Source organism: Rhizobium sp. BK661, from assembly GCF_024808825.1.
Lineage (GTDB): Bacteria > Pseudomonadota > Alphaproteobacteria > Rhizobiales > Rhizobiaceae > Rhizobium.
Window position 1 is genome coordinate 413,339 of record NZ_JANTYT010000001.1, and the last position, 15,157, is coordinate 428,495.

Here is a 15,157-nt window from a genome sequence, read left to right on the forward strand (position 1 = left end):
CTCCGTGGCAGATATTGAAGGGATCAGATGGCGACGGGTTCCTGGGTCAGGCGCTGCTCGATGCGCGCCAGCGAGCCGAGTGCAAAGAAATCGTCGAAGGATGCGATCGGCACCTCTTCGATCAGCTTCGACATGAAGGCGTCGGAGCCGAATTCTTCCTCGATCGCTTCCACCTCGGCAGAGAGTGGCCGGTCGACCGTATAAAAGTCCGCATGCTTGCGAACGATGTCATAGAGCATCCCGCCGACGCCTTTCGGCTTGTCGCCGAGAATGTCCACCGCCTGCGCTGAAAGCAGCGCTTCGAGAGCGGCGAGGCGCATCAGCGCGCGCGTCTGGCGTTCGAAGCGCTCGATCACCAGCGGCAGGAAGGCAGCCTCATCCTCGAGGCCGGCTGCAACCACCAATGACTGCGCCGAAACCGGGTTGGACATCGACAGCACGCGAGAAAAGATTTCGCCGGCCAGCTTGATGATCGGACCGAAGCCAGTGGCGATACGGCCGGGCGGCACGAGATTGACCGGCAGGTCACGGCGCTGGCCGTTGCCGAGCAGGACACAGCGGTTGAAGGCATTGCGGGCGGCGTGCGCCATGCAGAGAGCAGCTGATTCCAGCAGGATTGTCACGTCGAGCGGCAGCGATCCGCCCGAGGTCATTACCCGCCCCTCGACGACGACTGGATTGTCGTCGGAGCGTCCGGTGGCGGCGAGGATCTTGTGACCCGTCGTCAGCAGGTTCTCGATGACGGCGCCGAAGACCTGCGCGATCATGCGCAGGCTCAATGGGTCCTGGACGTGAGTCTTGATCGGCCAGTGCCAGGCGTCCGACGCATTGCAGAGCCAGGAGCCGATCAATGCCTCCCGGGAGGTGCCGACATGGCGAACGGAAAGCCACGGGTCGCGGGAAGCGCCAAGCGCGCCTGAAGCCATCATGCCGGAGGCGAGCAGCACGCGAATGGAAGACGCAGCATTGCGAGTCGCGTCCGCTGCCGCGGCAAAACTCACGGCATTGACGCTGAGCGAGGCCAGGCTGTCGCGCGGTGCCATGGTGAAGGGTTTCATGCCGGCAGCGGCGAAAGCGTCGGCTGCCTGCATGCGCTTGCCGCGATGGACGGCTTCACCGACTCCCGTCAGTACAGCGCCGATCTGCCCCATCAGGCCGATGTCGGCGCAGCCAATGGAGCCAGTACGGCGGACGACCGGAATGATATCCGCCTCCAGCATCTGCATGTACGCATTGACGAGTTCGGGTGTGCAGCCGACTTGGCCTGTCAGCGCAGTATTGATGCGGATGGCCATAGCGTTGCGCACGACCGAGCACGAAAATGGCGTCCCGGTGCCGAAGTGATGCGCCCGCACCAGCCCGAGATTGAAGGCATCGAGGTCCTCGGGGGACCACTCGACATCCTTCATGGCGCCGACGCCGGTGGTCGCTCCATAGACGGGCATTCCAGACTTGATCGCATCCTCGACGATCCCGCGCGCGATCTCGACGCGAGCCATCCCGGTCGCAGAAGCCGAGATCGCCACCTTTCCCGATCCGACCCTCACCATTTCGGCAAAGCTGAGCGGCTGTCCGGAAAGTTCGATGCGGGGGCGTTCATGCTTCATCTGCCATATCTCCTTGAAAAGTGAGACTATGCGACGGCGCTACTCGATGGGATATCCCAAATATCGAACACAACATGCATTGCTGCGATGGATCAGGTGACCACCCAAGCAATATAAAGAAGGGCGAGCGCGATAATCCAGAGGGCGAACCGGCCGGAACGATTGTGTCGCGCCTCGGATTTGCCGATCGCCTCAGCCGTTTCCGCGTCGAACCGCAATCCGTTCTCGCTCATCTGCAGCAGTTGATGGTGGAATTTCTCGGTCTTGGCGGCAATCTCGGGCGCTGCTTCGGCTAGCTTCACAGCCGCCTTCAGCCCGTCCTTGAGATCGGTGACGATGCGCTTCGGGCCAAGATTGTTGCGGATCCAATCGCCGACAACGGGTTCGGATGCCTTCCACATGTTGAAGCGTGGATTGAGCATGCGCGACACGCCTTCGACCACGACCATGGTCTTCTGCAGCATGACCAGTTCGGGCCGCGTCGCCATGTCGAAGAGTTCGGTCACCTCGAACAGCAGGGTCAGCAGCTTGCCCATCGAGATCGTCTCGGCAGGCTGGCCGTGGATCGGCTCGCCGATCGCGCGGATCGCCTGCGCGAAGCTTTCGACATTGTGGTGGCCCGGCACGTAGCCCGCCTCGAAGTGGACTTCGGCGACCCTGATATAGTCGCGGGTGATGAAGCCGAAGAGAATTTCGGCCAGGAAGCGGCGTTCCTTTTTCCCCAGTCGTCCGACGATCCCCATGTCGACCGCGACGATGTCGCCGTGCTCGTCGACAAACAGGTTACCGGGATGCATGTCGGCATGGAAGAAGCCGTCGCGCAGCGTGTGGCGAAGGAACGACTGAATCAGCGTGTCTGCAAGCAGATTGAGATCGTGACCGGCGGCGCGCAGGCCCTCGACATCCGACATTTTCACGCCGTCGATCCACTCCATCGTGATCACGTCGCGGCCGGTGCGCTCCCAATCGACCTTCGGGACACGAAAGCCCGGGTCTTTCTCGGTATTTTCGGCGATCTCGGAAAGGGCCGCCGCCTCGAGCCGCAGATCCATCTCAACCTTGGTCGTCTGCTCCAGAGTCTTCGTGACTTCCACCGGCCTCAGGCGCCGGCTCGAGGGCATGAAGCGCTCCTGCATGTGAGCGACGAGATACATCGCTTCGATGTCATGGGTGAAACGCTGGCGCACGCCGGGGCGGACGACCTTCACCGCAACCTTCTTGCGTCCCGCAGGCGTATTGACTTCGGCGGGGTGCACCTGCGCGATCGAAGCGGCGGCAATCGGCTCGCCGAAGCTTGCATAAAGTTCTTCTGTCGGGCGGCCGAGCGATCCGGCGATGCTCGCCTTGGCGGCGGCGAGCGGAAAGAATGCCATGCGGTCCTGAAGCTGCGACAGATCGTCGGCGAACTCGACACCAACGACATCGGGGCGCGTTGCCAGGAACTGGCCGATCTTCACATAGGAGGGGCCCAGCCGCTCAACGGCTTGCGCCAGCCGGTCGCTGCGCTTCTTCGATTTTGAACGATTGCGCGCGAACAGGCCCACAAACGACTTGGCAAGGCCGACCGATGGCGGCAGGTCTTCCGATGGCAAAGCCGAAATCACGCCTTCGCGCACCAGAATCCAGCCGACGCGCCAGAGCCGGAAATATGCCCCCAGAGTGCTCATGCCGGATTGCCTGCCTGCGAAAGCGAGCGGGTGAACGATTGTTCTCGAACCATCCCTTAGAGCTTCCAGCCGGAGTGGAGGGCCGCAATCCCGCCGGTGTAGTTCGTAAAGCTCACGCGCGAGAAGCCGGCGTTGCGGATCATCTCGGCGAAATTCTCCTGGTTGGGAAACTTGCGGATGGATTCGACAAGATATTGATAGGGCTCGGCCTCGCCGGTGATCGCCTTGCCGAACTTCGGAATGGCGTTGAATGACCAGCTGTCATAGACGCGGTCGAGGAGCGGCATGTCCACTTCAGAGAACTCGAGCACCAGCAGGCGGCCGCCACGTTTCAGGACACGATAGGCTTCGCTGAGCGCCACGTCGATGCGCGGGACATTGCGGATGCCGAAGGCTATCGTGTAGGCGTCGAAGCTGTTCGGCTCGAACGGCAGATCCTCGGCATTGGCCTCGACGAAAGTCAGGTTGTCAGAAAGCTTCTTCTTGGCGGCGCGCTCGGCGCCGACGGCGAGCATCGAGCCGTTGATGTCGAGCACGGTCGAATGCGCCATCCGGTTCGAGGCTTCGATGATGCGAAAGGCGATATCGCCGGTGCCGCCGGCCACGTCGAGCGTCCTGTAGCCGGGTTCCTTGCGCGGATTGAGTGCCGCAATCATTGCGTCCTTCCAGACGCGATGCATGCCGACCGACATGACGTCGTTCATGATGTCATAGCGCTTGGCGACCTTGTGGAAGACCTCGTTGACGAGACCCTGCTTTTCACCGTCCGCCACTTCACGGAAGCCGTAGGATGTTTCCATGCCGCCTTCGGCGGAGGTACGGCTTTCTGACATCGAAATACTCCATCTATCTGAAATCGGCGCGGCGACCATAGCGAACGGACGCGCGCGGCGCTATCTGTGGGCCACGGTCAAGGCCGCGGCACCTTGGCGCTATAGCGCACAACGCCCGTGGTTGAAACATGTTAGATATAGATGGGTTAAGATGCCGGAATTGCCAGAAGTCGAAACCGTCCGACGCGGGCTTGCCCCCACGATGGAAGGCGCGCGGATCGCCCGCCTAGAGCTGCGTCGCAAGGACCTGCGGTTTCCCTTTCCGGACGGTCTGGAGACGCGGGCAACCGGCCGCGAGATCGTCGCGCTCGGTCGCCGCGCCAAATATCTGCTGATCGACCTCGACGACGGCACGACGATCATCTCGCATCTTGGCATGTCCGGCTCGTTCCGCATCGAGACCGGGCCAGTGTCCGATCAGCCTGGCGACTTTCATCATCCGCGTTCGAAGGATGAAAAGCACGACCACGCCATCTTCCATCTCGAGGGACCGACAGGCATCAGCCGCGTCATTTATAATGACCCGCGCCGCTTCGGCTTCATGGATATGGCGCGGCGCTCCGAGCTTGAGCTCAATCCCTTCCTCTTCGGCCTCGGGCCGGAGCCGACCGGTAACGCACTCAGCGCCGCCTATCTGGCGGAACGTTTCATCGGCAAGGCGCAGCCGCTGAAGAGCGCGCTGCTCGATCAGAAGAATATCGCAGGGCTCGGCAATATCTACGTCTGCGAGGCGCTATGGCGCGCGCACCTGAGCCCGACCCGTGCTGCGGCGACGATCGTGACCAAGACGGGGAAACCGGCCAAGCAGATGGATCTTCTGGTCACCTCGATCCGCGACGTCATTGCCGACGCCATCAAGGCGGGCGGCTCGTCGCTGCGGGACCATATCCAGACGGACGGTTCGCTCGGTTACTTCCAGCACTCCTTCTCGGTCTATGATCGCGAAAGTCTGCCTTGCCGTACTCCGGGCTGCGGCGGTACGGTCGCACGCATTGTTCAGGCGGGGCGTTCGACCTTCTATTGCCCTACCTGCCAGAAATAACGGGAGGATTGTCCATGGCCTACGAAACGCTGATCGTCGAAACCCGCGGTGCAGTCGGGTTGATCACCTTGAACCGCCCGCAGGCGCTGAATGCGCTGAACTCGACGGTGCTGAAGGAACTCCTGCAGGCCTACGAAGCCTTCCAGGCCGATGATGCCATCGGCGCCATGGTCCTGACCGGTTCCGAGCGCGCATTCGCGGCCGGCGCCGACATCAAGGAAATGCAGCCGCTCAGCTATGTCGATGTCTACAGCCGCGACCTGATGAGCGGCTGGGACGATGTCGCCAAGGTGCGCAAGCCCGTCATTGCGGCCGTCAGCGGCTTTGCGCTCGGCGGCGGCTGCGAGCTCGCCATGATGTGCGACATGATCATCGCCTCGGAAACCGCCAAGTTCGGCCAGCCCGAAATCACCCTCGGCGTCATCCCCGGCATGGGTGGCTCACAACGGCTGACGCGTGCCGTCGGCAGATATAAGGCGATGGACCTGATCCTGACCGGCCGGATGATGGATGCTGCTGAAGCCGAGCGCGCAGGACTCGTTTCGCGTGTGGTGGCGCCGGATCGGCTGCTGGACGAGGCGCTGGAGGCGGCCGCCAAGATTGCCTCGCTGTCGCGTCCGTCCGTGCTGATGGCGAAGGAGGCGGTAAACCGCGCGCTGGAGACGACCTTGGATGAAGGTCTGCGCTTCGAACGCCGGCTTTTCCATAGCCTGTTTTCCACCGAAGATCAGAAAGAGGGGATGACGGCTTTCATCGAAAAGCGTAAGCCTGCCTTCAAGAACCGCTGAGCCTTGGAGAAAGGCGGCGTTTCCTCGAAAATGCGCGTTGACGTGGGTCGGCTTTAGGGTTATATGCCCGCCCACGGTTCGGGAAGCCACTCCGGTTTTCCGATTATGCTCCCGCATTGCTGTATGAAGTGGCCGCAAGGCCCGCGGTAATGACGGAGTTTGTTCGAATTCTTAGAGAGGCATCCATGGCCAATACAACTTCGGCGAAAAAAGCGACCCGCAAGATCGCCCGCCGTACCGACGTCAATAAGGCTCGTCGCTCGCGCGTTCGTACTTTCGTTCGCAAGGTCGAAGAGGCAATCGCATCTGGTGATGCTGCCAAGGCAAAGGAAGCTTTCCTGGCCGCGCAGCCTGAACTGGCTCGCGCCGCAAGCAAGGGCGTTGTTCACGCCAACACGGCTTCCCGCAAGGTTTCGCGCCTCGCAGCTCGTGTGAAGGCCCTGTCGGTTTCTGCGACAGCATAATCCTTCGTTAATAAACGCATCATTATGATTAGCCCGGCAACTTTGTCGGGCTTTTTCGATTCTGCCGACTGGCTTCCGTATGGTTAACTCGGCGACGATTTCATGTCGAGCGTGTGACACGAAAAATATAACAAAAACAAATACTTGTTGTAGGATACTTCAGGTGCACGCGACTCGGGCTCTACAATCTGCGGTCTGAGCAGAGTCAAGAAGCTTTTTTATTTTTTTCTTTTTATGCGTGTCAAAAATGTCAGCGAGGCGAATCTCCTTGATTCAAAAGCGATTCTTTTTTGACACGGATGTGACGCCCTAAAGGTGCCGCGGGAGTCAACGGGCCGCTCTTAATTTTGCGTAAAATTCATCGTTGATTCCCGCAATCGATCCTGCCTAAATGCCCTCCAACAAGGGGTCCAGACATCACCTGCGAAGGCTCGGTCTGAAACTGCCACGTCGGCAGGACGATGATCCTGTGCCACTTGTTACGGAGAGTCAAAGTCTCCGGTTTTTCACGCACTTGAGCATTTTTGACCGCGACGTGGCTGTCGCGGAATGGTGATGTTTTGTGTGTTGGTTGCACGCGTGGCGTGAAGCCGGAATGGGGAAGAGAAGTCGTGACAGGACGACCGGATGCTGGCTTACGAGGAGCGGCATCCAGTCCGACAGGGGGCAGTCGGGCCGCATGAAGCGGGCTCGCGCTTTCTCGGGAAGTCTTGTGAGTGGGGCAGTATTCGAGTGAACCGGCAGGCGAGTGGCTCATGAGGGTGCCACTTTCTGGTCATAGCGGGGAAATAATCGGGCGACGAACAAAGTCGGCCGACGAATGGAAGGCGGCATGATGCAGATGAATACAATGACGGCGGATGTCCTGGAGAGTGGGGACAATGAACCGCAGGCGTTTGGCTCTATTTGCGCCGAAACGGCAGGGGAAAAGGGAGAAATGAAGCATGGTGTACTTTTCGATCGTGTCAGCGCCCGTCTGAAGGCGCAAGTCGGTCCGGATGTCTATGCAAGCTGGTTTGCGCGGCTGAAATTGCATTCGGTTTCAAAGAGCGTCGTGCGCCTCACGGTGCCGACAACTTTCCTGAAGTCCTGGATCAACAATCGGTATCTTGAGCTGATCACCAGCCTGTTCCAGGCCGAAGACTCCGAAATCCTGAAAGTCGAAATTCTCGTGCGCACCGCAACGCGTAGCGTTGGCAAACCGGCTGAAGAGCCGGTTTCTCCAGAGCCTGTTGCTGCCGCACAGACGCGCCGCTCCGTGGCGCAGCATGCCGGGCAGATTGTTCAGCACACGGTCTCATCCGCGGCTGCGGCCCGTCCGGCCAGCTCCGGCCAGCCGCTCTTTGGCTCGCCGCTGGACTCCCGTTTCACCTTCGACACCTTCGTTGAAGGCAGTTCGAACCGTGTAGCGCTTGCTGCTGCCAAGACGATTGCGGAAGCCGGACAGGGCGCTGTTCGCTTCAACCCGCTTTTCGTCCATTCCAGCGTTGGACTCGGCAAGTCGCATCTTCTGCAGGCGATCGCCAATGCCGCGGTTCAAAACCCGCGTGCGCTGCGCGTCGTCTACCTGACGGCGGAGTATTTCATGTGGCGTTTCGCAACCGCGATCCGCGACAATGATGCTTTGACGCTCAAGGACTCGCTGCGCAACATTGACCTTCTGATCATCGACGACATGCAGTTCCTGCAGGGCAAGATGATCCAGCATGAGTTCTGCCACCTGCTGAACATGCTGCTCGACAGCGCCAAGCAGGTCGTGGTCGCTGCAGACCGCGCTCCCTGGGAGCTGGAATCGCTCGATCCACGCGTCCGCTCGCGTTTGCAGGGCGGTGTGGCCATCGAGCTCGACGCCCCGGATTACGAGATGCGTCTCGAAATCCTGAAGCGTCGTCTCACTGCTGCTCGCCTCGAGGATCCGTCGCTGGAAATCTCGGCCGAGTTGCTGAACCACGTTGCGCGTAACATCACGGCAAGCGGCCGCGAGCTGGAAGGCGCCTTCAACCAGCTGCTTTTCCGCCGCTCCTTCGAGCCGAACCTCACGGTCGAGCGCGTCGATGAGCTTCTTGCGCATCTCGTCGGCTCGGGCGAGCCGCGCCGAGTCCGCATCGAGGACATCCAGCGCATCGTCGCACGGCACTACAACGTGTCGCGCCAGGAGCTGGTTTCGAACCGCCGTACCCGCGTCATCGTTAAGCCGCGCCAGATCGCCATGTATCTGTCGAAGACGCTGACGCCGCGCTCCTTCCCGGAAATCGGTCGTCGCTTTGGCGGTCGTGACCACACGACCGTGCTGCACGCCGTGCGCAAGATCGAGGAGCTTATTGCCGGGGACACGAAGCTCTCGCACGAGATTGAACTGCTGAAGCGCCTGATCAACGAATAATAAGTAGGCAACCTCTCTGAGCAACTTTTAACGGCCGGGCTATGCTCCGGCCGTTTTCCTTTGCCGGCAATCTTCTGTACGCTTGACGCTGGGAACGTGTCGCCATGCGCTCGTGGGAGGGATCGATGGGATTTGACAGGATTGCCGTACTTGGGCTGGGCAAGGTCGGGCGGCTGGCAGCCACGCTCCTCCACGAAGGAGGCTTCGACGTTCTCGGCGTCGACCTTCAGGCGCCAAACGAGGAGGTGCCGTTCAAGTGCTGGAGTGGAGACATTTCCGATCCGGTCGTGATCGGTGAACTGCTATCAGGCGTCGAGGCCGTGCTTTCCTGCCTGCCTTATCACCTCAATATCGGCCTGGCGCGTGCCGCCCACCTTGCGGGGATCCACTACTTCGACCTGACCGAGGATGTGCCGACCACCAATTTCATTATTGAATTGTCGAAGACAGCGCGTGGGCTGATGGCGCCACAATGTGGCCTTGCCCCCGGCTTCGTCGGCATTGTCGGATCCAGCCTTGCGGACGGATTCGACAAATGCCGTTCCATTCGCATGCGGGTAGGCGCGCTGCCGCAGAACCCGACCGGTCTCCTTGGTTACGCCTTCAACTGGTCGCCGGAGGGCGTGGTCAACGAGTATCTGAACGACTGCGAAGTGATCGAGGGCGGCGTTCGCAAACTCGTCTCGCCGATGGAATGGCATGAGACGATTTATGTCGAAGGCGTCAAACTTGAGGCGTTCACGACGTCAGGCGGTCTCGGAACCATGTGCGACACGCTCCTCGGCAAGGTCGAGAACCTCGACTACAAGACGATGCGCTATCCGGGGCACATGGATCTGATGAACTTCTTCTTCCACGAACTGCTGATGCGCGACAGGCGCAAGCTTGCCGGCGAGATACTGACCAATGCCAAGCCTCCGGTCGATGACGATGTTGTCTATGTCCATGTGGCGGCGGAGGGTACGGTAAACGGCACCCTGCGCCGCAAGGAATTTGTCCGCGCCTATTATCCGATCGAGATCGCGGGGGCCCGCCGCACCGCGATCGCGTGGACGACATCGGCCTCGGTGGTTGCCGTCATCGAGATGGTGCGCGACGATCTGCTGCCGTCCACCGGCTTCCTGCATCAGGAGTACATTCCGCTGGCGATGTTCCTGAACACGCCAACCGGCAGCCTTTTCAAGACTGGCGCGCCTGCCCGTTAGCCTGTCAGGCTCGTCCAATATGCGCCCTCGAAGGGCACAGCCGCAAAACGCTCGTTGATCTCGGCGAGGCTGCCCGTCGGATCGAGATCGCCGAACAGGTCGGGCCTGATCCAGGATGCTACCGCTTCCGCCGCCAGCACGTTCAGCGGCACGGCGTTGAAGAAGTTCCACATGCCATGCACGTTCCCTTCGCGCACCGCCTTCAGCGGCGCAAGCGTGGGGGCCTTCACGGTCTCCTCGAGCGACCGACGCGCTTCCGCAGGATCGACGCCAGGGCCGATCGAGAAGGTGTAAGTCCCGCCGGGCGAGCCGGTGGCGATATAGACGTCCGGCTCCGCCGCGATGACATATTCCGCCGTAACCGGACCGCCCTGTGGCGGCAGGTTCTTGTCCGCGATGTTGCGTCCGCCGGCAAACGCAATCAATTCGCCGAGGCTGGTTCGACCGTATGCCCAACTGCCGCGCGTTGCGCTCGGGAAGGCATCCATTAGCACCAGCGGCCCATCCTCGCCTTTCCCCGTCGCTCCCGCTCTGATGCGCTGCACCCGTTTTTCGAAAAGCTGGGCATAATCTTCAGCCTGCTGATCACACTCCAGGATGCGACCAAGGAGGCGGATGTCCCGCGGGGTGCTCTTCAGTGGATCGACATTGAAATCGACGACGATGACAGGCACGCCGGTCAATTGGAGATAGTCGATGGCACGCTTTCCTTGCTCGCCCTCTGCCTGCCACATGCCCATGACCGCCAGGTCGGCCTCCAACGAGAGGGCAGCTTCGAAGTTCATACCATCCGCCAGGCCGTTGCTGACAAGCGGGACTTCGTTGAGGGCGGGAAACTTGCCGCGGAAGGCATCATAGATGAACGGATTGTCCGTTTTCATGTCCGTCGCCCAGCCGGCCAGCAGGCTGACCGGATCCGGATGGATCAGCGACAGCGCGACAAGATTGAAACCCGTGCCGAGGATGATCGACTTCGGCTTTTTGGGTATCGTGACGGTCCGCCCGACGGCATCGATCACGGTCAGCGGCCATCGCGTCTCAGCCTTCAGCAGAGCCGGCGCACAGAGCGTCGCAGACGCCGCGGCGAGAAAGCCACGCCTTGTGATGGTGAGGCAGGTCATTGCATATTCCTTTGACTGGGAAGGGCGCAAAGCTTGCCGCAGCTCTGGACGCCAGGCAGCATGTAGCGCAGGCAGCATATCTTCCGGCGAGCGACGCGCTCTCCGTCTTCCTCGACATATCGCAGGCTGCCGCAAAGTGGGTTGACGCCGCCATCGGGCAGACAGCCGCGCACAAAGACGGTGAGATCCGGGCCTTCCGGCGGCAGGGTCAACCGCAGCACGTAGTCGAGATACACCGCGGCATTGTTCCAGCACAGCTTGGCCGAAACACCGCAGGCGGTGAGCCTCCTGATCGCTTCCGGAAGGTGTTCCTCCAGCAACGGGCCAATCGCCTCAAAGCCGTCTTCCTCGCCGTTCCGGGCATTCCGGCCCCGGTGCGGCACGCCGAACGCCCGCGGCAGGCCATTATCCTGCAAAGCAATCGTCATGTCGTCAAAAGCGACCGGCAGCTCCTGTGCGGCGAGACGGCGAGCCAGCACATAGGGAATGGAGAGAGCGGAGAAGTAATACAGCGACCACATCGACACGACCGCACGCCGGTCACTGTCGCCACAGGCCGTGGCATAGCGACCGATCGCCTGCTCGAACCCGCCATTTCCGAAGAACGACGGCAGCGGCACGCCGTCGGGCAGATCGGCGGAAAGAGCCATTTTCTCGCTGCACCATGCATGCTCGCCGGCAAAAGCCGGCGAGAGGACCGAGGCACTGGCGCCCGGAGCAGCGATATGGTGCCCAGCACTCGCCATCAGCTCACCACGTATAACGCAGGCTGCCGATCACGGTGCGACCCTGATCGCGATAGCAGAAGCCAGCCGAGCAGATGGGCTCGCGGCGGTCGAAGAGGTTGGTGGCATTCACCTGCAGGCTCAGGCCCTCGTATTTCTTATCGAGCGCCGCAAAATCGTAGCTGACAGCGGCGTCGAAGAGGACGCGCGACCCGTTCTGGGCGGTGTTGGTGTCGCTCGTATAGCTCTTGCCGAGATACCGCGATCCGAAACCGATACCGAGACCGTAGATCGGGCTACTCTCCCGGAATGTATAATTCGCCCAGAGCCCAGCCATGTGCCTCGGAACCGATGAGACGGAATTGCCTACAGTCCCGGTCGTTCCTTCCAGGATCTCGGTATCGGTGTAGGTATAAGACGCAACCAGCGACAGGCCATTATCGAGGCTCGTGTTCGCTTCGAGCTCCAATCCACGAGAGCGAATCTTGCCGCGCTGCACCTGAATGTTCGCCGGTCCGGTCGGCAGATTCACGACCTCGTAGTAAAGGCTATTCTTCTGGTCGATATTGAACAGCGCCGCCGTGAGCAGCGTATTGCTGTTCGGAAGGAGGTACTTGACCCCTATCTCTTCCTGGTCGCTTTCCGTCGGTTTAAAGGGCTGGTCTGTCTCCTGGTTGATGCCCGCATTGGGTGAGAAGGCGGTGGAGTAGCTGGCATAAGGTACGACGCCGAAATCTGTCTCGTAGCCTAGACCGATGCGGCCGGAGAATGCCTTGTCCCTCTGCGAAATGGTCGTCAAGGCGTTCGTGCTGAGGTCGGTATTGTCGGTGTCCGTCGAAACCCAATCGTAGCGACCTCCGAGGGTCAGTATCCATGCGTCATAGCGGATCTGGTCCTGCAAATAGGTGCCGACTTGCCATTGGTCCTGGACGGTACGCGTGTCGAAATCGATCGGCGCAACGAAAGCCCCTGCCGTCGGATTGTTGGTGTCGAGCGGCGGCGACACGCCGCGGCCATCGAGCGAACGCCAGCGCAGCTTTGTCAGGTCCAGACCCGCAAGCAGCGTATGGTCGACGGCGCCGATCTCGAACTGCGCTTCTAGCTGGTTGTCGATAACGAAGGCCGTCAGCCGCTCGTCGAACGTTCCGGCGCTGCGATCGAGGAGACTTGGATCGATCTCATTGGGGGCGTAGGCGAAGGCCCAGTCGGCGTCGATATTGAGCGTCGATGCACGGGCGTTTTGGCGGAATACGAAGACATCGTTCAGCCGATGCTCGAATTCATAGCCGATGCGGGCCTGGTTTTGGACTGAATCGTTGAAGGCCGGATTGCCTGCGAAAAAGTCCGTTACGTTGCCGGCAGGGTCGTTGTAATAGGCCGCGGTGCCGCCGGTCTTCGTTCGGGAGTATTCGCCGAGAATGGTGAGCCTCGTGTCTTCGTCCGGCTTCCACATGAAGGCTGGCGCGATATAGATGCGGTCGTCGGGAACGCTGATCTGCTCGGTATTGGCATCGCGGTAGAGGCCAGTCAGACGATAGTAGAAGGGATCCGTATTGTTGACGGGGCCTGAAACGTCGAACTGGGTTTGATAACGCTGTTCAGTGCCGTACTGCAGCTGAACTTCATGAAATGGCTCTTCCGTCGGCCGTTTGGTGATGAGGTTGAAAAGACCACCGGCACCTGTTGCCCCATAAAGCGCGGAGGAGGGACCACGAAGGATGGAGACTCCTTCAAGCCCGTAGGGCTCGGTCTTGAAGAGCGATGAGCCTGCGCCTGGCTGACGGAGGTTGTCGCGGAAAATCCCGGTATAGGTCACGTCGAAACCGCGTACCGAGAACGAATCGAAACGCGGATCGAAGCCATAGGCGCCGACGCGTGTGCCGGGTGTGTAGGCAACGGTATCGAGCAACGTCTGCGGATTGCGATCCTTCAACTGCTGTTCGGTCACCGACGAAATCGATTGTGGCACCTCGATAAAGGGTGTGTCGGTCTTCGTGCCCGTGGCGCTGCTCTTGCCGACATATCCCTCTGCCTGGATCACGCCGCCGCTGCCGCCATTGACAATGATGTCTTCCAGAACCGTCGCACCGTCCTGCTGCTTTCCCGTCGCGTCCTGTGCTGCGACTGGCGTGAGAAGATGAACGAGCGCCATGCCGGCCAATGCCGACGTTGAAAGGATTCGAGAGGAAAATCGGAGACTATTCATTGGCTTATCACACCGGGAATGTGCATAGAGAAAAATATGTGGAGTGTAATAGTCAAGAAATTGTCCGAAGAAAACCCTATTTTATGATTAAATTACTCCACTTTTTAATCAGCATGATTTTAATCAGCATGATAAAGTGAGCGCATCCAATCAGGCTTGTGCCTCCGACAACAGCCACCGACGGAAGGCAGCTGCAGCCGGCCGCTCCAGCGCAAGGCCCGGATAGACGAGATGAAAGGCAAGCCGGCTTGCAATGCCGATCGGGAAGGGCGTGACCACTGCGCCTTCTTTCAGGTCTCGTTCCAGAAACGAGCGTCGCATCAAGGCAAAGCCCAGCCCGGCCTTCATCGCGTCATAGGCTCCGTTGCCATGCATGAAGACCGGCCCGCGCGAGGGGTCGACTCCGGTCGCGCCGGCTGCTTCCAGCCAGAGCTGCCAGTCATGGCGATAGACATCATGGATCAGCTGGAAACCAGAGAGGGCGCCCGCGGACGGATTGGGCCCCAGTTCTGTGGCGAGCTTTGGCGTGCAGACCGGCACCAGTTCGTCATCGACAAGCCGTTCGCTGATCAGGTTATCATATCCGCCGAGGCCGTGGCGGATCGCGAGGTCGATCCCGTCACGCTGAAAGTCGAGGACGCGGTGTGATGCGCTGATGCGGACGTCGATTTCAGGGTGCATAGCCTCGAAACGTCCAAGGCGCGGCACCAGCCAGTAGGTTGCAAATCCCGCCGTGCAGGTGACATTGAGGACGGCGCCGCGTCCACGCGCCGTGATCGCCGCCGTCGCTTCCCGAACCAGACGAAATGCCGCCCTCAGGGTCGAGAAATAGTCCGCACCCTCCACCGTCAAGGCGAGCGCCCGCGTCTTGCGCTCGAAGAGCTTGATGCCAAGCGACGCCTCCAGGTCGCGAATCTGCAGGCTGACGGCGCCTGGTGTGACGTTCAGCTCCTTTGCCGCCAGCGTCATGCTGAGATGCCGGGCGGCAGCCTCGAAGGCCCGAAGCGCTGAAAGCGAGGGGAGATAATCACTCATGGTTTAGCTCAGCTATATCATGTATCGAGAAAGACTCGTTTGTCTCATGCCAGGAATGGCAATAATATCAGCAGGAAAGCC

General features: G+C 60.5%; 12 protein-coding genes. 5 read left to right on the forward strand and 7 right to left on the reverse strand.

The features are described 5' to 3' along the window. Positions 1-23: 23 nt before the first annotated feature. The 3 genes from FHX16_RS02000 to ubiE all read right to left on the reverse strand — a co-directional run bounded on the left by FHX16_RS02000 (position 24) and on the right by ubiE (position 4,107). Positions 24-1,607, reverse strand: coding sequence for an aromatic amino acid lyase (locus tag FHX16_RS02000; RefSeq protein ID WP_183860576.1), 1,584 nt, complete (start codon positions 1,605-1,607; stop codon positions 24-26). Between the two features lie 92 nt (positions 1,608-1,699). Next, a complete protein-coding gene (ubiB, locus tag FHX16_RS02005) occupies positions 1,700-3,274 on the reverse strand; it encodes a 2-polyprenylphenol 6-hydroxylase (protein WP_183860574.1) in 1,575 nt (524 codons plus the stop codon). 56 nt (positions 3,275-3,330) lie between these two features. Then, positions 3,331-4,107 (reverse strand): bifunctional demethylmenaquinone methyltransferase/2-methoxy-6-polyprenyl-1,4-benzoquinol methylase UbiE, encoded by a 777-nt coding sequence (ubiE, locus tag FHX16_RS02010; RefSeq protein ID WP_183860572.1) that lies wholly within the window; start codon positions 4,105-4,107, stop codon positions 3,331-3,333. A gap of 151 nt (positions 4,108-4,258) precedes the next feature. On the opposite strand from ubiE, the gene mutM reads away from it, so the two are divergent. The 5 genes from mutM (at position 4,259) to FHX16_RS02035 (ending at position 9,989) form a co-directional block, all read left to right on the forward strand. Continuing rightward, complete coding sequence (gene mutM, locus FHX16_RS02015) at positions 4,259-5,149, forward strand: bifunctional DNA-formamidopyrimidine glycosylase/DNA-(apurinic or apyrimidinic site) lyase (protein WP_183860569.1); 891 nt, start codon at positions 4,259-4,261, stop codon at positions 5,147-5,149. Positions 5,150-5,163: 14 nt separating this feature from the next. Beyond that, positions 5,164-5,937, forward strand: a complete 774-nt coding sequence (locus FHX16_RS02020) for an enoyl-CoA hydratase (RefSeq protein WP_183860568.1) — start codon at positions 5,164-5,166, stop codon at positions 5,935-5,937. Positions 5,938-6,122: 185 nt separating this feature from the next. Beyond that, entirely contained in the window at positions 6,123-6,401 is a 279-nt protein-coding gene (gene rpsT, locus FHX16_RS02025; protein ID WP_016552476.1) for a 30S ribosomal protein S20, read from the forward strand. Between the two features lie 835 nt (positions 6,402-7,236). After that, complete coding sequence (dnaA, locus tag FHX16_RS02030) at positions 7,237-8,784, forward strand: chromosomal replication initiator protein DnaA (RefSeq protein ID WP_183753895.1); 1,548 nt, start codon at positions 7,237-7,239, stop codon at positions 8,782-8,784. A gap of 125 nt (positions 8,785-8,909) precedes the next feature. After that, positions 8,910-9,989, forward strand: a complete 1,080-nt coding sequence (locus FHX16_RS02035) for a saccharopine dehydrogenase family protein (protein ID WP_183860566.1) — start codon at positions 8,910-8,912, stop codon at positions 9,987-9,989. Here the strand turns inward: FHX16_RS02035 and FHX16_RS02040 are convergent. From FHX16_RS02040 to gcvA, 4 genes are all read right to left on the reverse strand, one after another. After that, positions 9,986-11,110, reverse strand: a complete 1,125-nt coding sequence (locus FHX16_RS02040) for an ABC transporter substrate-binding protein (protein ID WP_259126395.1) — start codon at positions 11,108-11,110, stop codon at positions 9,986-9,988. The two genes, FHX16_RS02035 and FHX16_RS02040, sit on opposite strands and share 4 nt — an antisense overlap. Then, on the reverse strand, positions 11,107-11,856 hold the full coding sequence (gene fhuF / locus FHX16_RS02045) for a siderophore-iron reductase FhuF (protein ID WP_183860562.1): 750 nt from the start codon (positions 11,854-11,856) through the stop codon (positions 11,107-11,109). The genes FHX16_RS02040 and fhuF overlap by 4 nt, the downstream gene beginning before the upstream one ends. 4 nt (positions 11,857-11,860) lie before the next feature. Beyond that, positions 11,861-14,041, reverse strand: coding sequence for a TonB-dependent siderophore receptor (locus tag FHX16_RS02050; RefSeq protein WP_183860560.1), 2,181 nt, complete (start codon positions 14,039-14,041; stop codon positions 11,861-11,863). Positions 14,042-14,191: 150 nt separating this feature from the next. Further along, the gene (gcvA, locus tag FHX16_RS02055; protein WP_183753271.1) at positions 14,192-15,076 is read right to left on the reverse strand and encodes a transcriptional regulator GcvA; all 885 of its coding nucleotides are present in this window, start codon (positions 15,074-15,076) and stop codon (positions 14,192-14,194) included. Between the last annotated feature and the right edge of the window lie 81 nt (positions 15,077-15,157).